Source organism: Streptomyces sichuanensis (assembly GCF_020328095.1).
Taxonomy (GTDB): Bacteria; Actinomycetota; Actinomycetes; order Streptomycetales; family Streptomycetaceae; genus Streptomyces; species Streptomyces cinnamoneus.
Genome location: NZ_JAIXMK010000026.1, coordinates 29171 through 54899, shown reverse-complemented (window position 1 = coordinate 54899; position 25729 = coordinate 29171). Strand labels below are relative to the sequence as shown.

Annotated in this window: 19 protein-coding genes; 9 read left to right on the top strand and 10 right to left on the bottom strand. The window is 72.1% G+C overall.

Annotated elements, in window-relative coordinates; all coding sequences use genetic code 11:
- Window positions 1-45: 45 nt before the first annotated feature.
- A complete protein-coding gene (locus tag LE181_RS10960; RefSeq protein WP_225661037.1) occupies window positions 46-1233 on the top strand; it encodes an FAD-dependent monooxygenase in 1188 nt (395 codons plus the stop codon).
- A 37-nt stretch (window positions 1234-1270) separates the two neighbouring features.
- Window positions 1271-2176 carry a Gfo/Idh/MocA family protein gene (locus LE181_RS10955; RefSeq protein ID WP_225661036.1) on the top strand — a complete coding sequence of 302 codons (906 nt, stop codon included), beginning with the start codon at window positions 1271-1273 and terminating at the stop codon, window positions 2174-2176.
- Here the strand turns inward: LE181_RS10955 and lnt are convergent.
- Window positions 2148-3710, bottom strand: coding sequence for an apolipoprotein N-acyltransferase (gene lnt / locus LE181_RS10950; RefSeq protein ID WP_225661035.1), 1563 nt, complete (start codon window positions 3708-3710; stop codon window positions 2148-2150). The two genes, LE181_RS10955 and lnt, sit on opposite strands and share 29 nt — an antisense overlap.
- 390 nt (window positions 3711-4100) lie before the next feature.
- On the opposite strand from lnt, the gene LE181_RS10945 reads away from it, so the two are divergent.
- Window positions 4101-5123, top strand: a complete 1023-nt coding sequence (locus LE181_RS10945; protein WP_225661034.1) for a terpene synthase family protein — start codon at window positions 4101-4103, stop codon at window positions 5121-5123.
- 64 nt (window positions 5124-5187) lie between these two features.
- Here the strand turns inward: LE181_RS10945 and LE181_RS10940 are convergent, their stop codons facing one another.
- From LE181_RS10940 to LE181_RS10920, 5 genes are read right to left on the bottom strand one after another with little or no spacing between them, the layout of a single operon-like run.
- Window positions 5188-6618, bottom strand: coding sequence for a cytochrome P450 (locus tag LE181_RS10940; RefSeq protein ID WP_225661033.1), 1431 nt, complete (start codon window positions 6616-6618; stop codon window positions 5188-5190).
- Entirely contained in the window at window positions 6615-7238 is a 624-nt protein-coding gene (locus LE181_RS10935; protein ID WP_225661032.1) for a GTP-binding protein, read from the bottom strand. The genes LE181_RS10940 and LE181_RS10935 overlap by 4 nt, the downstream gene beginning before the upstream one ends.
- A complete protein-coding gene (locus LE181_RS10930) occupies window positions 7219-7593 on the bottom strand; it encodes a DUF742 domain-containing protein (protein WP_225661031.1) in 375 nt (124 codons plus the stop codon). Before LE181_RS10930 ends, LE181_RS10935 begins: the two co-directional genes overlap by 20 nt.
- Window positions 7590-7976, bottom strand: a complete 387-nt coding sequence (locus tag LE181_RS10925; protein ID WP_225661074.1) for a roadblock/LC7 domain-containing protein — start codon at window positions 7974-7976, stop codon at window positions 7590-7592. The genes LE181_RS10930 and LE181_RS10925 overlap by 4 nt, the downstream gene beginning before the upstream one ends.
- Window positions 7977-8004: 28 nt before the next feature.
- Complete coding sequence (locus LE181_RS10920) at window positions 8005-9576, bottom strand: ATP-binding protein (RefSeq protein ID WP_225661030.1); 1572 nt, start codon at window positions 9574-9576, stop codon at window positions 8005-8007.
- 381 nt (window positions 9577-9957) lie between these two features.
- On the opposite strand from LE181_RS10920, the gene LE181_RS10915 reads away from it, so the two are divergent.
- The gene (locus LE181_RS10915) at window positions 9958-12681 is read left to right on the top strand and encodes an ATP-binding protein (RefSeq protein WP_225661029.1); all 2724 of its coding nucleotides are present in this window, start codon (window positions 9958-9960) and stop codon (window positions 12679-12681) included.
- Window positions 12682-12721: 40 nt separating this feature from the next.
- Here the strand turns inward: LE181_RS10915 and ku are convergent, their stop codons facing one another.
- On the bottom strand, window positions 12722-13756 hold the full coding sequence (gene ku, locus LE181_RS10910) for a non-homologous end joining protein Ku (RefSeq protein WP_225661028.1): 1035 nt from the start codon (window positions 13754-13756) through the stop codon (window positions 12722-12724).
- A 32-nt stretch (window positions 13757-13788) separates the two neighbouring features.
- Between ku and ligD (LE181_RS10905) the strand changes: the two genes are divergently transcribed.
- Window positions 13789-14694, top strand: a complete 906-nt coding sequence (gene ligD, locus LE181_RS10905) for a non-homologous end-joining DNA ligase (RefSeq protein WP_225661027.1) — start codon at window positions 13789-13791, stop codon at window positions 14692-14694.
- A gap of 96 nt (window positions 14695-14790) precedes the next feature.
- Here ligD (LE181_RS10905) and ligD (LE181_RS10900) read toward each other — a convergent pair whose 3' ends face one another.
- Genes ligD (LE181_RS10900) through LE181_RS10890 form a run of 3 tightly spaced genes read right to left on the bottom strand, consistent with a single transcriptional unit; the run spans window position 14791 to window position 18248 of the window.
- Window positions 14791-15714 (bottom strand): non-homologous end-joining DNA ligase, encoded by a 924-nt coding sequence (gene ligD / locus LE181_RS10900; protein WP_225661026.1) that lies wholly within the window; start codon window positions 15712-15714, stop codon window positions 14791-14793.
- 35 nt (window positions 15715-15749) lie between these two features.
- The gene (locus LE181_RS10895) at window positions 15750-16757 is read right to left on the bottom strand and encodes a PHP domain-containing protein (protein WP_225661025.1); all 1008 of its coding nucleotides are present in this window, start codon (window positions 16755-16757) and stop codon (window positions 15750-15752) included.
- Window positions 16758-16811: 54 nt separating this feature from the next.
- Window positions 16812-18248 carry a lipase maturation factor family protein gene (locus tag LE181_RS10890; RefSeq protein WP_225661024.1) on the bottom strand — a complete coding sequence of 479 codons (1437 nt, stop codon included), beginning with the start codon at window positions 18246-18248 and terminating at the stop codon, window positions 16812-16814.
- Window positions 18249-18328: 80 nt separating this feature from the next.
- On the opposite strand from LE181_RS10890, the gene LE181_RS10885 reads away from it, so the two are divergent.
- The 4 genes from LE181_RS10885 to scpA all read left to right on the top strand — a co-directional run bounded on the left by LE181_RS10885 (window position 18329) and on the right by scpA (window position 25718).
- Window positions 18329-20404 (top strand): SpoIIE family protein phosphatase, encoded by a 2076-nt coding sequence (locus tag LE181_RS10885; RefSeq protein WP_225661023.1) that lies wholly within the window; start codon window positions 18329-18331, stop codon window positions 20402-20404.
- A 117-nt stretch (window positions 20405-20521) separates the two neighbouring features.
- On the top strand, window positions 20522-21526 hold the full coding sequence (locus LE181_RS10880; RefSeq protein WP_225661022.1) for a CinY protein: 1005 nt from the start codon (window positions 20522-20524) through the stop codon (window positions 21524-21526).
- A gap of 104 nt (window positions 21527-21630) precedes the next feature.
- Window positions 21631-23517 (top strand): methylmalonyl-CoA mutase family protein, encoded by a 1887-nt coding sequence (locus tag LE181_RS10875; protein WP_225661021.1) that lies wholly within the window; start codon window positions 21631-21633, stop codon window positions 23515-23517.
- Window positions 23517-25718: a methylmalonyl-CoA mutase gene (gene scpA, locus LE181_RS10870; RefSeq protein WP_225661020.1), complete on the top strand. Its 2202-nt coding sequence runs from the start codon at window positions 23517-23519 to the stop codon at window positions 25716-25718. Before LE181_RS10875 ends, scpA begins: the two co-directional genes overlap by 1 nt.
- Window positions 25719-25729 lie beyond the last annotated feature (11 nt).

Genomic DNA, 25729 nt, shown 5'->3' with positions numbered 1-25729 from the left:
GTAGTGAGCGTAGGGCAGTGGTGGATGCAACGACGAGGAGAAGTCATGGAAGAGCCCCGTGCCGTCGTCATCGGTGCCGGAATCGGCGGCCTCACCGCAGCAGTCGCGCTGCGGCGCACCGGCTGGCGGGTCACCGTGCTCGAACGGGCCGCCTCCCTCGAACCCGTCGGCGCCGGAATCTCCCTCGCACCCAACGCCCAGCGCGCCCTCGACGTCATCGGCCTCGGCGACGACGTCCGGGCACTCGCCGCCTGGCAGGGCGACGGCGGACTGCGCACCCCGAGCGGCCGCTGGCTCTCCCGCACCGACAGCGCGACGGCAGTCCGGCGCTTCGGCGGCCCCCTCGTCCTCCTGCACCGCGCCACCCTCGCCGAACTGCTCGCCGCGCGGCTTCCCGACGACGCCGTGCGCACCGGAGCCGCCGGCACCCTCGCCGACCCGGGCGCCGCCACCCGGCCGGCCACGGTCACCACCCCCGACGGGGACATCGAGGCCGACCTCGTCGTGGGCGCCGACGGCATCAACTCCGCCGTGCGCCGCACGCTCTTCCCCACCCACCCCGGGCCCGTCTACACCGGCTTCACCACCTGGCGCTTGGTGGTACCGGGCCCGTCCCGGCCCTTCGCCCCCCACGAGACCTGGGGCACCGCACGCCTGTGGGGCACCCACCCGCTCAAGGACGGGCGGGTCTACGCCTACGCCTCGGCCGCCGCACCCGCCGGCAGCCGCGCCCCCGACGACGAGAAGGCCGAACTGCTGCGCCGGTTCGGCGACTGGCACCACCCCGTCCCCGCCGTGCTCGCCGCCGCCGAACCCACGGCGATCCTCCGCCACGACGTGCGCCACATGGCCCAGCCGCTGCCCGCCTACCACCGCGGCCGCACCGCGCTCCTGGGCGACGCCGCCCACGCGATGTCCCCCAACCTCGGCCAGGGCGGCAACCAGGCCATCGAGGACGCCATCGTCCTCGCCCACCACCTGGCCGCCCCCGGCGCGACCGCCGACCTCACGCCGGCCCTGGCCGCCTACACCCGCGAGCGGCTGCCCCGCACCACGGACGTCGTCCGCCGCTCCGCCCGGACGGCGAGGATGGCCCTGATCGCCGGCACACCCGCCGCCGCCCTCCGCGACGGCGCCCTCGCCGCCGTCAGCCGCCTGGCCCCCGGCCTCCTGCTGCGCAGCTGGGAGGGCATCGCCGACTGGCAGCCACCGCACCGCACGTATGCTGCCTAGGCGGAAAGCTGCAGAGTGCATCAGGGGAGATGGCGGAATGAAGATCGGCTGCATCGGTCTGGGGGACATCGCGCAGAAGGCGTACCTGCCCGTACTCACCACCGAGCCCGGGACCGAACTCCACCTGCAGACCCGCACCCCGGACACCCTGCACCGCGTCGCCGACGTCCACCGCATCCCGGACGACCGGCGCCACACCACCCTCGACTCCCTGCTCGCGGCCGGCATCGAAGCGGCGTTCGTGCACGCGTCCACCGCCGCGCACCCCGGCATCGTCACCCGGCTGCTGGAGGCCGGCGTCCCGGTCTACGTCGACAAGCCGCTCGCCTACGACCTGGCCGAGAGCGAGCGGCTCGTCCGCCTGGCACGCGAGCGGGGCGTCTCCCTCATGGTCGGTTTCAACCGCCGCCACGCCCCCGGGTACGCCCAGTGCGCGGACCATCCGCGCGACCTGATCCTGCTGCAGAAGAACCGCGTGGGCCTGCCCGAGGACGCCCGCACGCTCGTTCTCGACGACTTCATACACGTCGTCGACACCCTGCGCTTCCTGGTGCCCGGCACGGTCGGTCACGTCGACGTCCGGGCCCGGGTCCGTGACGGCCTGGTGCACCACGTCGTACTGCAGCTCTCCGGTGACGGCTTCACCGCCATCGGCACCATGAACCGGATGAGCGGCTCCGCCGAGGAGATCCTGGAGGTCTCCGGCCAGGACACCAAGCGCCAGGTCCTCAACCTCGCCGAGGTGACCGACCACAAGGGTCAGCCGACCGTCCGGCGCCGCGGCGACTGGGTGTCCGTTGCCCGGCAGCGCGGCATCGAGCAGATCGTCCACGCCTTCCTCGACGCCGTGCGCGCGGGCCGGACGCTGGACGCGCAGGACGCCCTGCTCACCCATGAGCTGTGCGAGCGCATCGTCATCGCGATCGGGCAGCAGACCTCCTGACGGCTCGTACGGCCGGTCGGATCGCCTCGACGGCGCACAAGAGGACCACGATCGCCACGGACCCGTACAGGGCCCAGTCGCCGGTCCGGACGTAGGGGCTGGTGCCGCGCGCCAGCGGGACGTCGTAGACGGCCGCGGCGCTGCGGTCCCTGCCGAGCGGTTCGCCGACCGTGCGGCCGCGCGGGTCGGCCACCGTACTCACGCCGGTCAGCGTCGCGTGCACCATCGGCCGCCAGGTCTCGGCCGCCCGCAGCGCGGCCAGCGAGGCGTGCTGCTGCGGCGCCCAGCTGTGCTGGAAGGTCGAGGTCGCCGACTGGGCCACGAGCAGCTGGGCGCCGTCCCGTGTCAGCCGTCGGCTCATGTCGGGGAACGCCGACTCGAAGCAGACCAACGGCCCGACCCGCAGGCCGCGGCCGCGGGCGTCCGGCAGCCGCATGACCACCGGCTCGTCGCCACGGCGCCGGTCCTCGACGGCCGCCTTCCCCACGGACGTGGCCCAGCCGAGCACCGAACGGAACGGGACGTACTCGCCGAACGGCACCAGCCGCATCTTGTCGTAACGGTCCCCGGTCGGCCCGTCCGGGCCGATGAGCACGGAGCTCTTGAAGATCCCCGGCCGGTCCGAGCGCCGCGCGTCCACGTTGACCAGCAGATCCGCGCCGACGGCCCGGGAGAGCGCGACGAGCCGGTCGCGCAGGTCGGGGCGGCTCCCCAGATCCTGGCCGATGCTGCTCTCGCCCCACACCACGAGATCCACCCGCTGCCCGGCCAGCTGCCGGGTGAGCTCGGCCTGCCGGTCGAAGCGCCGCTGCACACTGCCCGCGCCGTCGACGACCCCCGGCTGTACGACGGCGACCCGCACCGTACCGGCGTACTCCGGCACGGGCGCCCACCCCCACACGCCGCCGATCACCGCTGCACAGACCAGCACACCGACGAGCGCGGCCGCCCGGGCCGCCCGGGGCACCGAAACCAAGGCGGCAAGCCCGGTGTTGACGGCAACGATCAGAAACCCGACCAGCCACACGCCACCGACCGAGGCGACCCGCAGCGCGGGGGAGACCTGCCACTGACTGGCCCCGAGCAGCCCCCAGGGCCCGCCCAAGTACTCCCAGGACCGCACGAGTTCGACGACCAGCCACCCGGCCGGCACGACGAACAACGCGACCACCACCCGCCCGGCCCCGGGCGCTCCCCCCAGCAGCCGGTGCACCAACAGCCCCCAGGGCGCCCACAACAGCCCGAGCAGGGCAGCCAGCACGAGGATGAAGACGTGCAGACTAGGCAGCAGCCAGTGATGCACAACGAGCAAGAACCCCGTCCCACCCAGCCACCCCTCAACCGCCGCCCGCCGCCCCGTACGCGCCGACCGGACAAGCACCAGCCACGGCACGAGGGCCACCCAGGCGAGCCACCAGAGCGAGGGCGCGGGAAACGCGAGAGCAGGCACGGCCCCGGCGACCAGGGCCGCACAGGCCCGCGGCCAAGGTGAGGCGAGGAGCGCCCCCCGGGCTTGCTGCGGGATGAGCGTCATGAGGTGTCCTCCCAAGGCTCCGGGGCGCAGGTTCTCTATCTGGCGAAGGTAGACGCAAAACGACCGCTCATGACTGGCATTTGCCTTGCTCCTATCTCAGGGCGTCCTCTTATACCTCCTCTTGCGACCATGTGGCCAGGTTGAAGACAATAGGCTTCGCCTGCGCCTTTCATCCTTCACTGCTACGAATGGGGAGTCGTGGCTTGGGGTGAGCTGGGATCGGTCGAGAGTTCGTGCACAGGGTCAAGGTAAATTTTCGACAGTCACCGCCGAGTGCAGGCGCTGGGGAGAAGGGGGAGCAGCACGTCCTCTGACGACGAACGGGAAGTCGCGGCAAGTGGCCGTGGGGGCCGTACCGGTGGACAGATGATACGAGGATGGTGGACGGGCATGGCTTCGACGCAGATGCTCCACCCCTTCGCGGCTGGGGTGAGCCCGGACGTGGAGCGGGCGCGGATCCACGGTCTGCAGTGGGCCAGGGATACCGGGATGACCGGAAGTGACAGGGCGGTGGAGTACTACCGGTCCGTGCGACTCGCAGAGTTCGGAGCGATGTTCTACCCGTATGCGGAAGGCGAGGACATCGAGCTGGCCAGCGATGCGATGACCTTTTACTTCTTGTTCGATGACCAATTCGATGGCGAGGTCGGTAAGAGTCCTCGCAACGTCGCACGAGTCATCGATGATCTGGCTGGCATCATCGCGGGCCGGCACAGGAGGCAGGAGGGAGCCGCCACCTCCTACCCGGTTTATCGTGCTTTCCTTGATCTGTGGCGCCGCATGTGCGAGGGCATGGACGCGGACTGGTGTGCCCGCTCGGCGCAGAACTGGCTCGACTACCTCTACGGGCACGTGGCCGAGGCGGTGGACCGGGAGAACGGCAACACTCTTACCTTCGACGAGTACCTGGTGCGACGCCGGGCGACGATCGGCGCCTACTCGTCGATGGACCTGATCGAGAGGCTGGGGCACTTCACCGTTCCCCGATGCGCGTTCGAGTCCACCCACGTGAGGACGATGCGCTTGCTGTGTTGCGAGTTCATGCTGGGCTGCAACGACATTCACTCCTTCGAGAAGGAGAAGGCACACGGTGAACGGAACAATCTCGTCATCGACTTGGCACGCCAGTACGCCTTGACCGATGCTCAGGCACTGGAGAGGGCCCGCTCGTGGGTACGCTATCGGGCCGATGCGTTCGTGCGGTGTGAAGCGCGAATCCCCGAGCTGTGCCGGGCCCTGGGTTTCTCCGGCGAGGAAACGCAGGCGGTGGATCAGTATGTGTTGGCCCTGGAGTACGCCATGAGCGGGTACAACGACTGGGGCAATACCACTCCCCGCTACACGGGTGATCCTTCGCCCGGCGCTGCTCTGGCTTACCTGGAGGATCTGGCACCTGTTCCCGCACACAGCTGAGTTCGCCTGGTAGTGCCGTCGGCCCGGACGGTAGCTCTGGCCGCCGAGCCGACGATGCAGCTGCCTATGAGCGCCGGAACCAGTTCCTGAACGACGTCCACCAAGGGCGGCGGAGAGCTGTGACCTGCCCGGAGGGTGCCGAGGGCGTCGTGCGCGGCACAGCGCTGTGCGGGCTGTCATCCTGGCCTTCTTCGGCCGTCGGCTCGGAGTGTGAGGGTTGGTGCGGGGTGAATGCCACGGGAAGCGAGGTGAGATGACGGCACATCAGCGTCGACCGGTAATCCAACTCTGACTCCTCGATGGCAAGCTTGATATCGGGAAGCCGCAACAGCAGGGCGTCGATACCTGTGCCTGCGATGGCACGGCCCACGTCCTGGCCCGGGCACTCGTGTGCACCGCCACTGAAGGCGAGATGCGCGCGATTTCCGTGGATCGGGGCGTCCAGATCAGGCCGGACAGCAGTGTCGACGTTCGCCGCGGCGAGACCCATCACCAGTGCATCGCCGGCCTTGATCTGCCGTCCCGCAAGCTCCGTGTCCTGGGTGGCCCAGCGGCCGAGGATGTTCATGAAAGGCGGCTCGTCCCACAAGACCTGTTCCACGGCGTCCGGCAGCGTCATGTGGCCACCGGCCAGGGATGCCCGGAAGCGGACGTCGGTCAATACCATTTTGAGGGTGTTCGCCATGAGGTTGGCCGTCGTCTCGAACGCGGCAATCAGGACGAGTCGCAGGTGCTGCTGCACCTCATCGTCCGAGAGGCCGGAGGGGTGCTCAAGCAGCCAGCTGGTGAAGTCGGCACCGGGACGCGCGTGTTTCCGGGCCACGAGTTTACGCAGTGTCTCCTGGACGAACTCGTTGCTCTGGACCGCGGTTGCCGACCCCTTGATCATGTCACGGCCGGCGCTGACGAGCTCGGGGCTGAATTCCTCGGGCATTCCGAGCAACTCGGTCATAGCCATCATCGGGAGGGGCTCGGCGAACTGGCTCACCAGATCTGCCTTGCCGGATGCACAGAACCGGTCCACCAGCTGGTTTGCGCACTGTGTCACATGGCGGCGGATCCCCCGCCGGTCGAAGCGCGCGATGGCATCGTTGACGGCCCCACGCCAGCGCTCGTGCTGTTCACCATCCGTGAACACGCAGATCGGCTGCCAGGTGACAATCGGGCAGAGCGGGTGGTCTGGTGGCACCCGCCCCTCACGCATCTCGGTCCAGAGCCGGGAGTCGCGCGAGAACCGTGACGGCGTGCGCGCGACGTCCAGGTTCTCTCGATATCCGAGTACTAGCCAGGCGGGGAGGTCGTCGTGGAGCAGGACGGGGGCCACTGGACCGTGCTCGGCGCGCAGCCGTTCGTAGAGCCCATAGAGGTCCGACTCCGCCTCCGGGCCGTACAGCCGGGTCCTGCCGCCCGGGCCCGGGCCCAGTTTGCTCGCCGGGCACTGGGGCGGCGGCGTGGGGAGGGCTTCGGGGCGGGAGTGTTCAGACGTGTCGGTCACTGGGGCTCCGTGGGGACGGTGGTGAGGGTGTACAGATAGCGCATCAGCGCCATCAGGGTGTCGCGGCAGGACGAGCGGTCGCGGGCGTCGCAGTCGACCATGGGGACGGAGTCGTCCAGGTCCATTGCGGTCCGCAGTTCCGACATGGGGTACTTCGGGGCGCCGGGGAACGCGTTGACGCCCACGACGAACGGCACGCCGCGCTCCTCCAGGCGGCCGATCACGTCGTAGCTGACCTCCATCCGGCGGGTGTCGAGGAGGACGACGGCGCCCAGGGCGCCCTCGAAGAGGCCGTTCCACAGGAACCAGAAGCGCTGCTGGCCGGGCGTTCCGAACAGGTACAGCACCAGTTGGTCGTTGATGCTGATCCGGCCGAAGTCCATGGCGACCGTGGTCTCGGTCTTCTGCTCGATGCCGGCCAGGTCGTCCACGCCGACGCCGGCCTGGGTCATCGTCTCCTCGGTCGTCAGTGGACGGATCTCGCTCACCGAGCCGACCAGGGTCGTCTTGCCGACCCCGAATCCTCCGACGATCACAACCTTGACGGCCGCGGTGGCGGAAGCGGGGAGGGTGTCCTCGCTGCGCGGCCCGGCGTAGCCGTCAGAGCTTTTGTAGTCCATGCATCACCGCCTCAAGCAGTCGAACGTCGGGCAGTGCGGCCGTCGGCACCGGCGGGCGGGCCTCGACCTGGCCGCCGGTGAGGAGCTCGGTCAGAAGCGGGGTGAGGGTGCTGACCGGAAGCTCCAGGTATGCGGATACCTCGGCCACCGACAGCGGGTAGTCGCACATCCTGACGACGGCCGCGTGCTCCGGTTGCAGTCCGGGGTCGGGCTCGGTCCGGGACACGATCAGTGTCACCAGGTCGAGCCCCCTCTTCGCCTCCGCGTGGCCTTCGCCGCCGTTGAGGATGTACAGCCGGTCCGGATTGCCCGCGGGCTCCGGACCGGACGCGGGACCGGGTGCGGCTTCGTTCATGTCACCGCCCCGCCGACCCGTGGCGGGCTGGTGAGGTGGGAGCCGATGCGGGCCACGAGGTCCCGCATCTTCATGCCCATCAGCCCGGCGTCCACGTCGTCGTCGGCCAGCACCGCCAGATACGCTCCGTCGCCGGCGGCCATCAGGTAGAAGAATCCGCCGTCGACCTCGATCACGACCAGGCGCATCTGTCCGTCCCCGTGCGGGAACTCGGACGCGATGGCCGTGGACAGGCTCTGCAGTCCGGCACAGGCGGCGGCGAGGCGGTCGGCGACCTCCGTGTCGGTGCCGTGCTGGGCCATGCGCAGGCCGTCCGAGGACAGCACGATCACGTGGCGGGTCTGAGGGACGCTGGTTGCCAGGTCCTTGAGCATCCAGTCCATGTTGAACCGCGGCTGCTGCGTCACTTGGCTACTCTTCCTTGTCTGACGGGATATCAGTGGTGGGCCGCCGGGTCCCGTCCTGCTGCGGCAGCTCCCCGTTGATGCCGCTGGTGAAGGCGGCCAGCCACAGGCCGGGCTGAACGGGTTGCTCCTCGGGAGCCGACGGGGCCGGGGCACTGCGGTCGGTGATGGTCCGGCTGTGATCCGCCGGACCGCGGCGGTCCGCCGCACCCCGGCGTTCGGCACCGCCCCGGCCGCGCTCGGCGGCCGCGCCCCGCCCGAACGGAAGGGGCGCGGGGCCGCGCCGGCGGCGGCGCTGGGGGAGCCCGCTGTCGCCCAGCGGCGGGGGCACGGGGCTGTCCATGATGGGCGCCGCGGAGGGCTGGACCGGGATCGAGCCGGGGCGCCGCTTCTTCTTGAACGGGGGAAGCTTGGGGGCTCGGGCGATGTCGCCGCCGGGGAACCTGCTCGCGGTGATCAGGTTCGGCGGGATGACCAGCACCGCACGGACGCCGCCGTACGCGGAGGGCCGCAGCGAGACGATGAAGTCGTGGGCGTTCGCGAGGCGGCTGACCACGGCCAGACCCAGCCGGGGCGACTCGCCCAGGTCGTCCAGGTCGAGGCCGCCCTCCTTGGACAGCACCCGGTCGGTGCGGCGGCGGGCTTCGTCGGTCAGGCCGACGCCGGCGTCCTCGATCTCGACCGCGATGCCGGACTGGATGTCCACCGCGGTCAGGTGCACCCGCGTCTGGGGCGGCGAGTAACGGGTGGCGTTGTCCAGTAGCTCGGCCAGGGCGTGGATCACCGGCTCGACGGCGGGACCGACCACGGCGACGTCCGCCACCGAGTGCAGGTCCACGCGACGGTATTCGAGGATGCGCGACATCGCGCCGCGCAGCACGTTGTAGAGCGGGATCTCGGAGCGCCACTGGCGGCCCGGGCGCGAGCCGCCCAGCACCGCGATGCTGTCGGCGAGCCGGCCGGTCAGGGCGTTGCCGTGGTCCAGGTGGAGCAGGTCGCCGAAGACGTCCGGGTTGTTGCCGTGCTTGTGCTCCATCTCCCGGATGTCGTACGCCTGTTGGTGAACGATGGCCTGCATGCGCCGGGCGATGTTGACGAACGCGCGGTGGGCCGCGTCACGCAGCGCCTCTTCCGCCTGAACGGCCTCGATGACGGACCGCACGATCGAGCGGTGGGCGGCGGCGAAGCCGGGCTCCAGCTCGTGGATCGGGATCGTCACGCGCAGGACCTGATCGGTGGGGGCACCGTGGCGCATCAGCTTGAGCGCTTCGGGCATCACGTCGCGGGCGAAGCGCCAGGTCTCCGCGTCGTGCTGGTCGAGCCGGTGCTGCAGGAGGGCCTCCCGCTCGGCGTGCCGCCGTCGCAGCCCGGCGATCACCCGTCCCCGGCGGGCCGCCTCGGCGGAGGCCAGCGCCACCGCCACCGTGGCCGCCGCGCCGCACCAGGCCACGGGCGCACGGGCCTCGGGGGTCACGGCGAGGGAGGCGGTGACCGTGCACACGGCCAGTACCAGAGGGGAGACCACCCATATGAGGGCGGAGGCGGGCCGCCCCGGAGCCGACGAGCCAGTACCAACCATCGAGATCCTCGGAACTCTTGAAGACAAAAAGGAGTGGGGGCCGGCGCGCGGCGTTTTCCGTTCTCCCGGAAAAGCGGCGGCAGCACAGCACTTGCCCGCAGCGGGTCGAAGCCGTGACGGCCCGCTGCGCGAGATGGAGCGTAGCTTGTCGCGGAGTGCTCCGGCGCGAAGTTGTCATATTCGCATGATGGGCTGACGAGCGAATTCGAATGGCCTCATAATGACCTGCACCATGCACGCGAATGCATTTCCGAATGGCGAGAAAGAGCGTTCGGCGGCGGGTGGAGGTCACGCTCACGGGTGGTCCGTCCGGCGAACCTTGCCCGGACGGCCGTGGACGCGGCTAGGCTCGCCCCACTACTTCTCCGGGGAGACATCGCCATGTCGGGGCATCAGCGTGAACGCGACCCATCTGCAGCCCTGTTCGAGCGCGAGCGCGAGCTCGCTGTGGCCGAACGGGCGGTGCGCGGCCTCTGCGGCCGCCAAGGGCCGGACGGGCCAGAGGACGGTGATCAAGCGAGGGAGGGCGGCCTCCTCCTCTTCAGTGGTGAAGCGGGCCTGGGCAAAACGGCGTTGCTCACCGAGTTGCGCCGGATGGCCGCCGAGACCGACGCGTGCACGGTGCTCTTCGCGCGCGGCAGCAGGTCGGCCGAGCAGGTCCCGTTCCACGTCGTCCGGCAGCTGCTCCAGCCGGCCCTCGCGCCGATGCCCACGGAGGCGCGGCAGGAGCTGCTCGGCGGCTGGTACGACATCGCCGGGCCCGCACTGGGCATCGCGCCGCCCGTCGGCCCGCAGGCCGACCCGCAGGGCGTGCGCGACGGACTCGACTGGGTGGTCACCCAACTCGCCCTGACCCGCAAGCCCTTGCTCGTCGTCGTGGACGACGCCCACTGGGCCGACCCCGAGTCCCTCTCCTGGCTCACCTCCTTCAGCGTGCGCCTGGGGGAGCTGCCGCTGCTGCTCGTCCTGGCCTACCGGCCCAAGGAACTGCCCGAGCACACCCCGGCCTTCCGGGATCTGGTCGAGGGACGGTCGGTCCGGCCGACCGAGCTGCGCACCCTGACGCCCGAGGCCGTGGCCGGCCTGGTGCGCGACGCCCTCGGGCCCGGGGCCGACGGCCCCTTCTGCCGCGAGGTGTGGGCGGTCACCGACGGAAACCCGTACGAGGTCGTCGAGCTGATAGCCAAGGCGAAGGACCGTGATCTCGAACCGGTCGAGGAGTCCGCGCCCCTGCTGCGCGATCTGGGTGCGGCCGCCCGCGGCAAGGGCCTGGTGTCACGGCTGGAGCAGCTCGGATCGTCGGTGACCCGCTTCGCCTGGGCCGCCGCGATCCTGGGCACGGAGATCGAGGTGCACCTGGCCGCCAGCCTGGCGGGCATGGGCCCCGCCGAGGCCGCCGACAACGCGGACCAGCTGCGCGAGGCCCGTATCCTCACGGGCGGTTCGCGGCTGGAGTTCGTCCACCCGCTGATCGCCACCGCCGTCTACCGCGCCATCCCGGGTGCCACCCGCACCGCCATGCACGGACAGGAGGCCTGGCTGTCGGCCGACGCGGGCAAGGGCGTGGCCGTCTCCGCCCGGCACCTGCTGGAGGTCCACCCCGAGGGCGACGCCGACGTGGTCAACCAGCTGCGCGCCGCCGCCCGCGAACACCTCGCGGTGGGCGCGCCGGACGCGGCCCGCCGCTGTCTGGAGCGGGCGCTGAAGGAGCCGCCGGCCGAGGAGGAGCGGGCCACGCTGCTGTACGAGCTGGGCTGCGCGGCGCTGCTCACCTCGCCGCAGACCACGGTCAACCACCTGCGGGCCGCGCTGGACCTGCCGGACCTCAGCGAGGAGCTGCGCGTCGACGCCGCGTACCGGCTCTCCCAGGCGTACGCGCACAACAGCCAGCTCCGCGAAGCCGTCGCGGTGGTGGCCGACCAGGCGTCCCGCACCCCGCCGGGCCCCGGCCTGATGCGGCTGCAGGCCGCCCACTACCTGTGGAAGGGCATCCAGGTCGAGGAAGAGGACGCCCTCAGTCGCTCGCACCGCATCGCCGAGCTCGCCCGGCCCCTCAAGGGCCGGAACAACGCCGAGCGGGCCCTGCTCGCGCTGCGCGCCTTCGACGGCATGATCCGCGGCGAGAACGCCCTGGAGGTCAACGAGATCGTCGAACGGACGATGCCGGACGGCCGCCTTGCGGACGGCATGGGCTGGACGAACACCGAGTGGGGCTTCGAACTCCCCAGCATCATCGGCATCACGTTCGCCTACACCGACCGGCTCGACCTGGCCGAAGAGCTCTTCACCGACGCCGTGCGCGCCTTCGAGATCTCCGGCTGGAGCGGTGCCCACCTGGCGCTGGCCCATGACTTCCTGGGTCTGGTCCAGCGGCGCCGCGGTCAGCTCGCGAAGGCCGAGCAGACCCTGCGCAAGGGGCTGGAGCTCGCCTACCGTCTCGGTCCGGGGCTGCCCACCCAGTGGGACGGCACCTGCCTGCTGATCGACACCCTGATCGCCCGGGGCAAGGTCGACGAGGCTCAGGCCGTGGCGGAGCAGAACCAGTTCTACCCGCCCTATTCGCCGGTCATCGTCCTGCCCGACGCCGCCTGTCTGGCGGGCCGGTTGCTGCTGCAGCGGGGCAGGGTCAAGGAGGCCGTCGCCGAGCTGGAGGCCGCCGGGAAGCGGCTCGACGAGCGCGGCCGGCACAACACCCTGTGGGCGCCCTGGGCGCTCGACCTCGCGACCGCCGTCGCCGACGAGGAGCCGGAGCGCGCCCGGGAGCTGGCCGACACGGCCGTCGCGCACGCCCACCGGTTCGGTACGGAGACCGCGATCGGCGAGGCGCTGCGCCGCTCGGCCCCGCTGTACGGGCGGGAGGAGCGGCTGGCCAGGCTCGCCAAGTCCGTCGGTCAGCTGAGCGAGTCGCCGTGCCGCTACGAGTACGCGGCGGCGCTGGTCGATCACGGCTCGGCGTTGCAGGAGGCGGGTCGCACGGCCGAGGCGGTCGAGCGGTTCCGGGAGGGGCTGGCCGTGGCCGAGGTCTGCGGCGCGGACGGGCTGATCGAGCGGGCCCGCTCCGGGGTGGCGGAGTGCGCCCCGGGAGAGGACGGCCCCAAGGACTGACGGAGGGATACGCCGGGTCGCCGGCCGCGGGAGCGAGGGCTCACGAGGCGCGGCGGCCCGCTTTCTTCGCGGGGGCCTTCTGGGTGCTCTTGGCGGAAGCGCTCTTCGCCGTGGTGCTTTTCGCCGAGGCGCTTCTCGACGCCGTGCTCTTCGCGGCGGTTTTCTTGGACGTGGCGGTCTTCGCGGTGCTTTTGGCCGCGGTCTTCTTGGCCGGTGCCTTTTTGCTCGCGCTCTTTTTCGATTCCGTTTTCTTGGTGCCGCCCTGCGCGGCGGTCCGCGGCCCGGCCTTTTCCGGTGCCGCCTTCCTGCCCGCCGAGTCGATGGACGCCTGCAGGGCGGCCATCAGGTCGATGACGTTGTCGGGAGCGGGCGTGGTCTCCTTGCGGGGCGCGGGACGGTGGTCGAGATGGGCGCTGATGAGCTCGCCGAGGGCGATCTCGTACTCGTCCTCCAGCGAGTCGAGGTCGAAGTCCTCCGAGAGGGTGTCCATCAGGCTGGTCGCCATCTTCAGCTCCTGCGGCCGCACGGTGACGGAGGCGGGGGGCGCCAGGTCGCCGGCGTCGCGGATCTCGTCCGGCCAGTACATGGTGTGCAGGGTCAGCAGGTCCTCGTGGACGCGCAGCAGGGCCAGCGACTCCCGGGTGCGCAGTGCGATCTTGGTGACGGCGACCCGTTCGGTCTGCTTCAGGGTCTCCCGCAGCAGGACGTAGGGCTTGTTCGCGGCCGCGTTCTCGGGGGCCAGGTAATAGGCGCCGGAGAGCTGGAGGGGGTCGATGCGGTCGGCGTCGACGAAGGCCAGGACGTCGATGAGCTTCTTGCTCGGCAGGGGAAGGCCCGCGAGGTCGTTCTTGGTGACGACGGCGGTGTGCCCCTCGTCGTCCTCGAAGCCCTTGGCCACGTGCTCGAAGTCGATCTCCTTGCTGCAGACGTCGCACACGCGCTTGAGGTGGATCCGGCCGCCGTCCTCGTCGTGGACCTGGTGCAGCTTGATGCCGTGCTCCTGGACGGCGCCGTAGAGCCGTACGGGCACGGAGACGAGCCCGAATCCGATCGCGCCCTTCCACATCGACCGCATAGTTTTATCCCTCCACGGGGAATTCCTACCTTATGTCCGCTTCTCCGGAGCGGCAGGTGGTGGAGTTCGAGGGCCATCGGCTGTCGCTGTCCCACCTCGACCGGCTGCTCTTCCCCGCCTCGGGACACACCAAGGCGCAGGTGTTGCAGTACTACGCGGGGATCGCCCCCGCTCTGCTGCCGTACGCCGTGGGCCGCGCCGCATCGTTCGTCCGCGCGCCCGAGGGCCCCGGCGGCGAGAGCTGGATCGCCAAGACCCCGCCGAACGGTTCACCCGCCTGGGTGCCACGGGTGCCGGTCCGGCACAAGGACGGGGTCACCGAACAGGTGATGATCGACTCCACCGCCGCGCTGATCGCCATGGTGAACCTCGGCGCGTACGAGCTGCACGTGCCGCAGTGGACGGCAGCGGCCGGCCCCGACGCCCACGACCGCCTCGTCCTGGACCTGGACCCGGGCGCCGGCGTCGACCTCGTCGTCTGCTGCCGGGTGGCCGAGCGGCTGCGCCAGCTGCTCGCGGACGACGGACTCACCGCGTTCCCCGTCGTCTCCGGCGCCAAGGGGCTCCACCTGTACGCGCCCATCGCCGCTGTGTCCGGCCGGACCGCCGGGCACTACGCCAAACGCCTGGCCGGCCGCATGATGAGCGAACACCCGGGCCTGGTGGTCGTCTCCATGGTCCGCGCCGAGCGCACGGGCAAGGTGCTCATCGACTGGTCGCAGAACGCGAGCGCGAAGACGACGGCCGCGCCGTACACGGTGCGACTGCTGCCGGGGCGGCCGGGGGTGGCGGCACCGGTCACGTGGGAGGAGGTGGCGGGGTGCCGGAAGCCGGGTGATCTGGCGTTCGGCCCGGAGGAGGTCCTGGAGCGCTTCGCCGCGGACGGCGACCTGCTGGCCGGGCTGGCGGACGAGGCGGTCCGGGCGCCGCTGCCGTAGCGGTGGGGGTGCCCCGGCCCCTCCCCCCCCAGCTACCGCTGGGAGGTGCCCCCGGACGGGCTGAAATCAGCCAGTCCGGCGCTTGAGGACCGGGGCTCATCCCAGGTCCGTCAGGTCCGGCCGTAGGCGGTGCCACGTCGGCTGGCGCAGGCGTCCGCCCGGGGTCCAGCCCGTGAAGGTCACCTCCGCGACCAGCCGTGGCTCGACCCAGTGCGCGCCCGTCACGTCGACCGGCTCCCGGAAGGGCGAGTCCGCGCGGGCGAGCACCGCCAGGTAGCGGGCGAGGTCGCGGCGTTCGGACTCGGACAGGCCGGAGCCGACGGAGCCGGTGTAGCGCAGGCCCTCCGCGTCCCGCAGGCCCGTGAGCAGCCCGCCGGGCAGCCCGGTGAGCGCGCCGCGCCCCTCCGTCCAGCCGCCGATGGTCACGTCGAGCGTGATGACGTGCTTGGTCTTGCGCCAGTGGGGTGACCGCACCCCCGGGGTGTAGCGGGACGACAACCGCTTGGCGACCACGCCCTCGAAGCCGCTGCCCAGCGTGGCCTCCCACGCCTGCCGGCCGTGTCCCTCCAGATGGGCGGGCGCCGACCAGCCGGGGCCGCCGAGGCCCAGCCCGGCGAGGACGGCCCGGCGGTCGCGGTAGGCGGCGTCGAGCAGGGAGTCGCCGTCGAGGTGCATGACGTCGAAGAGCATCAGGCGGACGGGGTACTGCAGTGCCAGTTGCGCCGCGCGGCGCGGGTCGAGCACCCCCATGCGGCGCTGGAGCAGACCGAAGTCGGGGCGCCCCGCCTCGTCCAGGACGACGACCTCGCCGTCGAGCACCGCGGGGCGTCCGGCCAGCTGCTCGCCGAGCGCCTGCAGCTCCGGGTAGGCGGCGGTGGTGTCGTTGCCGGCCCGGGTGACCAGGCGGACCGTCCCGTCGCCGGGCGCGCCGACGACGCAGCGCACCCCGTCCCACTTGACCTCGAAGCCCCATGCGGCGTCCTCGCCCTCGGCGGGCAGCGGCGCCGGGGTGGCCAGCATCGGCCGGATCCGGGGGAGCGCCGGGGCGGGCGGGCTCACTTCGACCCGGCCCAGTCCAGCAGACGGTCCGCCGTCCAGGTGGTGATGACCCGTTCGGGCGGCACGCCGCACTCCTCGGCGCGGGCGCAGCCGTGGATCTGCCAGTCGAGCTGGCCGGGGGCGTGGGCGTCGCTGTCCACCGAGAACAGCACCCCGGCGTCGAGTGCCTCGCGCAGCAGCCGGCGCGGCGGGTCGAGCCGCTCGGGCCGGCTGTTGATCTCCACGGCGGTGCCGAAGCGGGCGCACGCGGCGAAGACCATCGCCGCGTCGAACTGCGACTCCGGCCGGTGCCCCAGGATCCGCCCGGTGCAGTGCCCGAGCACGTCCACCAGCGGGCTGGCGACCGCCGAGACCATGCGCCGGGTCATCTCCTGCGCGTCCATCCGCAGCTTGGAGTGGACCGAGGCGACCACCACGTCCAGCTGTTCCAGCAGCTCCTCCTCCTGGTCCAGCGAGCCGTCGGCCAGGATGTCGCACTCGATGCCCGTCAGCAGCCGGAAGCCGTCCCCGAGCCGCTCGTTGATCCCGGCGACCACGCGGAGCTGCTCGCGCAGCCGCTCCGGGGAGAGCCCCCGGGCGATCGTCAGCCGCGGGGAGTGGTCGGTGAGGACGGCCCACTCGTGGCCCAGATCCCGGGCCGCGCGCGCCATCTCGTCGATCGGGCTGCCGCCGTCCGACCAGTCCGAGTGCAGGTGGCAGTCGCCGCGCAGGGCCGCCCGCAGTGCCAGGCCGCCCTCGGCCAGTGGCTCGCCGGCCTCCTCCTCCAGCCGGGCCAGATAGGCGGGCACCTCGCCGCGCACCGCCTCGGCCACCACGGCCGCGGTCTTGGGGCCGATGCCCTTGAGGTCCGTCAGGGACCCCCCGGCCGCCCGGCGCCGCACCTCCTCCTCCGGCATTCCCGCGACCACCGCCGCGGCCGTGCGGAACGCCTTGACCCGGTACGTCGGGGCCTGGGCGCGCTCCAGCAGGAACGCGATCCGCTCCAGTGCCTCCACGGCCTCCATGGCACCCACCTCCACACCACCACCGTGCGCCACGGCCCCGGGGCCCGCACGCCTTCAGGACGGGCGTTCGGCCAGGCGCGTCGGCGGCAGGAACTCGCCCGCGAGCGTCCGGTGCCACCAGGCGCCCGTCTCGCGCAGCTCGCGCCAGGTGGTGAAGCGGTAGAGGTACAGCCGCGCCCGGACGTGGGTGGGCGGGGCGGTGGGGAAGGGGTTGTGGCGCAGCAGCCGCAGGGTCGCCCGGTCGCCCGTCAGCAGTCGCTCGACGAAGGGCCCGAACCACTCGCGCGCGTAGCCCGGCGAGATGCCGGCGAACCACATCAGCCAGTCGAGCCGCAGGTGGTACGGGGCGAACTGGCGGGGCAGCCGGCGGGGGTCGCCGGGCTTGCCCCGGAAGCCGTACTCCCGCCAGACCGTCCCGCCGCTGAGGGTCTCCTCGTCGGTGCCCTCGACGACCACTTCGAAGCGGCTGCGGTTGATGCTGCCGAAGGCGCCGTAGGTGTTGACCAGGTGCAGGGCGTTGAAGGACATGTTCATGCGCTGGTGGGAGGAGAGCAGGTTGCGCACCGGCCACCAGCTGAGCACCGCCACCAGCGCCGTGACGGCGAGCACCAGGACCTCGTACCAGAGCGGGGCGCCCGCCAGGGGCGTGTGGGCGGGCAGGGAGAACAGTGCGGCCATGGCCGATCCGTCGACGGCGGCGAAGGCGAGCACGATCGTCAGCCAGTTGAGCCACGCGAAGTTGCCGGAGGCCACCAGCCACAGCTGGGTGACGATGATCAGGCCCGCGGCGACGCTCGCGAAGGGCTGGGGCGTGAAGAGGCCGAAGGGCACGATCAGCTGGGCGACGTGGTTGGCGCCGGTCTCCACCCGGTGCAGCGGCCGGGGCAGCCGGTGGAAGAACCAGCTCAGCGGGCCCGGCATGGGCTGCGTCTCGTGGTGGTAGTACAGGCACGTCAGGTCGCGCCAGCAGGCGTCCCCGCGCATCTTGATCAGGCCCGCGCCGAACTCGACGCGGAAGAGCAGCCAGCGCATCAGCCACAGGACGAGCACGGGCGGGTCCGTCCGGGCGTTGCCCAGGAAGACGGCCAGGAAGCCGGCCTCCAGCAGCAGCGACTCCCAGCCGAAGCTGTACCAGGTCTGGCCCACGTTGACGATCGACAGGTAGAGCACCCACAGCAGCGCCCACATCGCCATCGCCGCCCCCAGCGGCACCGCGTCCGCGGCGCCCGCCACCACCGCGGCCGCGAGCAGCGCACCGCCCCACGCCCAGGCGGCGAAGAAGCGGTCCGAGTAGTGGAAGTGGAAGACGCTGGGCGCCCGGCGCAGCGGCGCGTACGCCACGAACCGGGACACCGGCAGCATGCCCCGTTCGCCGATCAGGGCGCGGAACTGCAGGGCGGCCGAGACGAAGGCGATCAGGTAGACGCCGGCGAGCGCCCGCTGGAGGACCAGCCGGCTCAGCCAGTACCCCGATGCCGTGAACCACTCCATGGCGGTATCCGTACCACTTGCGCCCCTCCAGATCGTGCAGTCACATCGAAGAAACGGACAAAAGGTGGCAGAGTGGCTCTATGGTTGATCGGGGAGCGACGCCTGCCGCCGTACCGGCACCGGGCGACTGGCCCGCTCGCCCGGAGCTGATCCTCGCCCTCAACCGCACCGGAAGCTTCGACTGGGACCTCGACAACGACCGGCTCCACCTGGACCCGGTGGCCCTGGAGATCCTGCACGTGCCTCCGGGCACGTACCACGGCAGCATCTCCGACCTCGGTGGCCGGCTGCCGCGCACCGACGCGAGCCGGCTCGACGCCCTCGTCTCCCGCGCCCTGAAGGACGGCAGCGAGTTCTACGGCGCCTACTACCGCGTCCGCACCGACGACGGCAGCCTGCGCTGGACCTACACCCAGGGCCGCATCCAGCGCGACGAGGAGGGGCGCCCCCGGCGCATCGTCGGCGTCGTCCGGGACGCCACCGAGGAACTCGACCGTGCCGGCCCGCCGCTGCAGGACGTCGAGCACCGCCACCAGACCACCGTCGTGGAGAAGATCACCGCCGCCCTCGGCCACGCCCGGACCGTCCAGGACGTCATCGACTTCTTCAAGGACGCCCAGGCCGTCGAGCACCTCGGCTCCGACCTGCTCGTCCTCGGTCTCCTCGACTCCGGACGCATTCACCTGGTGGCCGAGGGCCCCTCCGAGCACTTCATCCCCGGCACCCGCTACACCCGCGTCGACGACAACTTCCCCATGAGCGAGGTCATCCGCACCCTCACCCCGCGCTTCATCGAATCCCGCGAGGAGTTCGCCACCTGCTACCCCTGGCTGTGGGAGCGGATCAAGGACATCGGCATCGCCTCCGCCGCCTACCTCCCGCTGATCGCCCAGGCCCGCCCGATCGGTGCCCTCGGGCTCCTCTACCGCGACGCCCGCGGCTTCACCCAGCACGAACGCAACCTCTTCATCGCCCTGAGCAGCAGCCTCGCCCAGAGCATCGCCCGCGCCATGCTCTTCGACCAGGAGCACGACCTCGCCAAGGGCCTGCAGCAGTCCATGCTGCCCCGCCGCATCCCCGACATCCCCGGCGCGAACATCGCGGTGCGCTACCGCTCCGCCCGCATGGGCCGCGACATCGGCGGCGACTGGTACGACGCCATCCCCCTGCCCGGCGGCCGCGTCGGCGCCGTCATCGGCGACGTCCAGGGCCACGACACCCACGCCGCCGCCGTCATGGGCCAGCTGCGCATCGTCCTGCGGGCCTACGCCACCGAGGGCCACGCCCCGGCCACCGTCATGGCCCGCGCCTCCGCCTTCCTCCACGAACTCGACACCGACCGCTTCGCCACCTGCACCTACGCCGAGGCCGACCTCGCCACCGGCATCGTCCACCTGGTGCGCGCCGGCCACATAGACCCGCTGCTCCGGCACGCCGACGGCACCTGCCGCCGTCTGCCCGTCTCCGGCGGGCTGCCGCTGGGCCTCTCCGCGGAGTTCGGCCGCCCCGACTACCCCGTCACCACCGTGGAGATCGACCCGGGGGAGACCCTGCTGCTGTTCACCGACGGTCTCGTCGAAGTCCCCGGCTCCGACCTCGACGAGGGCATGCACCAGCTCACCGGCATCGTCCGCGACGGCCCCTACGAACTGCAGAGCCTCGCCGACCTGCTGTGCGAGGTGGTGGGCGAGCGCGTCGGCGAGGACGACATGGCCGTCCTGCTGCTGCGCCGCCAGGGCGCGGCCACCCCCGGCGGCGGCAAGCTCCAGCAGCACATCGCCCCCGCCGACCCCGACGCCCTGTCCGCCGGCCGGCACATGATCCGCGCCGCGGTACGGGCCTGGGGCGCCCGCGAACGCTCCGACGAGATCGAGCTGGCCGCCGACGAACTGGTCACCAACGCCCTGCTGCACACCGACGGCGCCGCCGTGGTGACCATCCGCATGCTCCCCGGCCCCGAACGCCGCGTACGCGTGGAGGTCGAGGACCAGTCCAGCGCCCTGCCGCGCCGCCGGGAGCCGGGGGAGTCGCAGGTCTCGGGCCGCGGACTGCTGCTGATCGACCAGCTCGCGGACGTCTGGGGCGTGGAGCCGCGCGGCGGCGGCAAGTCCGTATGGTGTGAATTCGTCGTACCGGACCGACACCATCCGGACTGACCGCAATCGGCCCCGATTTGCGCGATGTGCCGTTCTCCGGTTCCACTGTCGCTTCCATCGCTGACGAACCGTCGGAAAGGCCGGAAGAACCCCGTGGGGAACCCCAGACGTCACACCATGCGCCGTGCCACGCTGCTGATGGGCGCCGCCGCCCTGACCCCGGCCGTGCTGCTCACCGCCCAGGCGCCCGCCGCCCGGGCATTCGGCACGGTCAACGCCCTCGGCCAGCACGCCGAGCACGAGCGCATCACCCGCGCCGCCCTCGCCTGCGCACCGGGCCGGGCCTCTGACGGCACCTGCTTCGAGCCCCGCTCCCTGGACCAGATAGCGGGCCACAAGGGAACCTTCGGCGCCGTCGGCGCCCCCGACACCGACGAGGTCGCCACCCCCGAGGCGCACTGCGACAACGCGGACTTCCTCACCGCCGCCGGCTACCCGCGCAGCCGCGAAGAGGCCACCAAGCAGCTCCAGCGTTGCGTCACCAAGCTGCAGAGCCGCTTCCGCGAGGGCGTCGACGCCGCCGGCGGCACCCTCAAGGCCGACGGCACCGTCGCCCCCCGCGAGAGCGACCTCGCCAAGGACTGCACCTTCACCCTCGGCGTGCCCGGCCGCAACAAGTGCGAGGCCATCGAGGGCCTCGGCCGCGCCCTGCACGGCGTGCAGGACTTCTACTCGCACAGCAACTGGGCCGACCGGGCGGCCGCCGGCCGCCCCCTGGGCAAGGACAACCCGCCCGGCCTCGGCCTGCCCGCCCCCTCCCCGCTGCTCGCCCTGTCCACCGGCCGCCCGCCGGCGGCCGCGGACGTCCCCCGCGAGCTCACCACCGGCTGCTTCTCGCTGCTGCCCCTGGGCTGCTCCAAGCGCGTCCAGCACTCCGGCCTCAACAAGGACAACGGCCTCATCGACCCGGCCACCGGCGCCACGAGCAAGCCCACCACCGACCGCGGCAGGACGGCCGACAACTTCGACCGCGCCGTCCGCGCCGCCATCACCGACACCCGCCGCCAGTGGGCCGACTTCCGGGACGCGCTGACCGCCCGTTACGGCAAGGACCGTGCAGAGACCATCGGTTGCGTGCTCACCCACGACGATCCCGCGCGGGCGTGCGCGCCGCAGGGCTGAGCCGACCGCCCCCGCAGCAGCCCCGCAGCGGCCGCTGAGGAAGAGGCCAAGGTCACAGCGGTTTCCCCTGCTGCCGGGCGCACCCGCTCCCCTAGCCTTCCCCCATGACGGTCCTGCCTGATGACGGCTTCTCCCTGGCCGCCGAATTCCCGGACGCGACCCGCACCCAATGGCAGCGCCTCGTCGCAGGCGTACTGAGCAAAGCGGGCACCGTGGCCGAGGGACCGGCGGCCGAGGACGCGCTGGCCACCGCACTCCAGGACGGGCTCGCCACCCGCCCGCTCTACACGGCCGACGACGGCGCCCCCGCGGCCGGCCACCCCGGCTTCCCGCCGTTCGTGCGTGGCGGCACCGTGGCCGGGACCGCACTGACCGGCTGGGACGTCCGCCAGCACCACGGCCGGCCCGACCCGCGCCGCACCAACGAGGCCGTCCTCGCCGACCTGGAGAACGGCGTCACCTCCCTCTGGCTGACCGTCGGCACCGCCGGACTGCCCGTCGCCGCCCTGCCCGCCGCGCTGGACGGCGTCTACCTCGACCTGGCGCCCCTCGTTCTCGACGCCGGTGCCGAGTTCGAGACCGCGGCCGCGTGCCTGCTCGGCCTCCACGACGACCGCGAAGTGCCGCGCGAGGCGTCCCACGGCAACCTCGGCGCCGACCCGCTGGGCACCCTCGCCCGCACCGGCGGCGACACCGACCCCGCCGGCCCCCTCGCGGCCGCCGCCGCCCTCGCCGCCCGCTGCCTGAGCGAGCGCCCCGGCATCCGCGCCCTGACCGTCGACGCACTGCCGTACCACGACGCCGGCGCCTCGGCCGCCCAGGAACTGGGCTGCTCCCTCGCCACGGGCGTCGCCTACCTCCGCGCGCTCACCGCCACCGGGCTGAGCACCGACGCGGCCTGCGCCCAGCTGGAGTTCCGCTACGCCGCCACCGCCGACCAGTTCCTCACCATCGCCAAGCTGCGCGCCGCACGACGGCTGTGGGCCCGCGTCGCCGAGGTCAGCGGCGCGGCACCCGCCGCTCGCGCCCAGCGCCAGCACGCGGTCACCTCCGCGGTGATGATGACCCGCCGGGACCCGTGGGTGAACATGCTGCGCACCACCATCGCCTGCCTGGGCGCCGGGGTGGGCGGCGCGGACGCCGTCACCGTCCTCCCCTTCGACGAGGCCCTCGGTCTGCCCGACGCCTTCGCCCGCCGTATCGCCCGCAACACCTCCTCCATCCTGCTGGAGGAGTCCCACCTGGCGCGCGTCGTCGACCCCGCGGGCGGTTCCTGGTACGTCGAGCGGCTCACCGACGAGCTCGCGCACGCCGCCTGGGCCTGGTTCCAGGAGCTCGAACGGGCCGGCGGCCAGGCCGCCGCCCTGCGCTCCGGCCTCGTCGCCGAACGGCTCGCCGACACCTGGCGCCACCGGTCCGCTGACCTCGCCACCCGCCGCGAACCCATCACCGGCGTCAGCGAGTTCCCCCATCTGGGCGAACAGCCCGTCCACCGCGAGGCCGCCCCGGCCGCCCCCGCGGGCGGCCTGCCGCGCGTGCGCCGCGACGAGGCGTACGAGGCGCTGCGCGCCCGCTCCGACGCCCACCTGGCCGCCACCGGCGCCCGGCCGCGGGTCTTCCTCGCCGCGCTCGGGCCCGCCGCCGCCCACACCGGCCGGGCCACCTTCGCCGCCAACCTCTTCCAGGCCGGCGGCATCGAGCCCGTCCACGAACCGGCCACCGTCGACGCGGACTCCGCCGCCGGCGCCTTCGCCCGCAGCGGCGCCACGGTCGTCTGCCTGTGCTCCAGCGACAAGCTCTACGCCGAACAGGCCGAGGCCGTCGCCGCCGCCCTCAAGGCCGCCGGCGCCGGACACGTCCTCCTGGCGGGGAAGCCTGTCGGCGAGCAGCGCGAGGCGTACCTGCGTGCCGGAGTCGACGGGTTCGTCTTCGCCGGCGGCGACGCCGTCGCCGTCCTCACCTCCGTTCTCGACCGCATGGGAGTGGCGTGATGTCGATCCCCGACTTCTCCGGCATCGACCTCGGACCGGCCGACGCCGGCACCACCGACGCCGCCGCCTGGCGCGCAGCCCTGAAGGAGAGCACGGGCAAGAGCGTCGAGGACCTGCTCTGGCAGACGCCCGAGGGCATCGGCGTCAAGCCGCTCTACACCGCCGAGGACCTCGACGGGCTGGACTTCCTGGGCACCTACCCGGGCATCGCGCCCTACCTGCGCGGCCCCTATCCCACGATGTACGTCAACCAGCCCTGGACCATCCGGCAGTACGCCGGCTTCTCCACGGCCGAGGAGTCCAACGCCTTCTACCGCCGCAACCTGGCGGCCGGCCAGAAGGGACTGTCCGTCGCCTTCGATCTGCCCACCCACCGCGGCTACGACAGCGACCACCCGCGCGTGACCGGCGACGTCGGCATGGCGGGCGTCGCCATCGACTCGATCTACGACATGCGGCAGCTCTTCGACGGCATCCCGCTGGACCGCATGAGCGTGTCGATGACGATGAACGGCGCGGTGCTCCCCGTACTGGCGCTCTACATCGTGGCCGCCGAGGAGCAGGGCGTACCGCCCGAGCAGCTGGCCGGGACCATCCAGAACGACATCCTCAAGGAGTTCATGGTCCGCAACACCTACATCTATCCGCCCCGGCCCTCGATGCGGATCATCTCCGACATCTTCGCGTACACCTCGCAGAGGATGCCGCGCTACAACTCCATCTCCATCTCCGGCTACCACATCCAGGAGGCCGGGGCCACCGCCGACCTGGAGCTGGCCTACACCCTCGCCGACGGCGTGGAGTACCTGCGCGCCGGGCTCGGCGCCGGACTGGACGTCGACGCCTTCGCGCCCCGGCTGTCGTTCTTCTGGGCCATCGGCATGAACTTCTTCATGGAGATCGCCAAGTTGCGGGCCGCCCGGCTGCTGTGGGCCCGCCTCGTCAAGCAGTTCGAGCCGAAGAACGTCAAGTCGCTCTCGCTGCGCACCCATTCGCAGACCTCCGGCTGGTCGCTGACCGCCCAGGACGTCTTCAACAACGTGGCGCGCACCTGCGTCGAGGCCATGGCCGCCACCCAGGGGCACACCCAGTCGCTGCACACCAACGCCCTCGACGAGGCGCTGGCCCTGCCCACCGACTTCTCCGCCCGCATCGCCCGCAACACCCAGCTGCTGCTGCAGCAGGAGTCCGGGACCTGCCGGGTCATCGACCCCTGGGGCGGCAGCGCCTACGTCGAGCGGCTCACCCACGACCTCGCCCGCCGCGCCTGGCAGCACATCCAGGAGGTCGAGGCGGCCGGCGGCATGGCCCAGGCCATCGACGCGGGCATCCCGAAGCTGCGCGTCGAGGAGGCCGCCGCCCGCACCCAGGCCCGCATCGACTCCGGCCGGCAGCCGGTGATCGGCGTCAACAAGTACCGGGTGGACAGCGACGAGCAGATCGAGGTGCTCAAGGTCGACAACTCCTCCGTGCGCGCCCAGCAGATCGAGAAGCTGCGGCGGCTGCGGGCCGAGCGCGACGAGGCCGCCTGCCAGGACGCGCTGCACGCCCTCACCCGGGCCGCCGAGGCCGGCCCCGGCCGGGGGCTCGACGGCAACCTCCTGGCCCTCGCGGTGGACGCGGCCCGCGCCAAGGCCACCGTCGGCGAGATCTCCGACGCCCTGGAGAAGGTCTACGGGCGGCACGCCGGGCAGATCCGTACGATCGCCGGTGTGTACCGCGAGGAGGCCGGACCGTCGTCCGGAGTGGAGCGCACCCGTGCGCTGGTCGAGGCGTTCGAGCGGGAGGACGGCCGGCGGCCGCGCATCCTGGTCGCCAAGATGGGCCAGGACGGCCACGACCGCGGCCAGAAGGTGATTGCCACCGCCTTCGCCGACCTCGGCTTCGACGTGGACGTCGGCCCGCTCTTCCAGACCCCGGCCGAGGTCGCCCGGCAGGCGGTCGAGGCGGACGTGCACATCGTGGGCGTCTCCTCGCTGGCGGCCGGCCACCTCACGCTCGTCCCCGCCCTGCGGGAGCAGCTGCAGGAACAGGGCCGCGAGGACATCATGATCGTCGTCGGCGGGGTCATCCCGCCGCAGGACGTCGAGCCTCTGCGGGAGATGGGCGCCGCCGCCGTGTTCCCACCCGGAACGGTCATCCCGGACGCCGCCCACGACCTGCTGGAGACCCTCGCCGGGGTCCTCGGCCACGAGCTGTGAGGCCGCTCCCC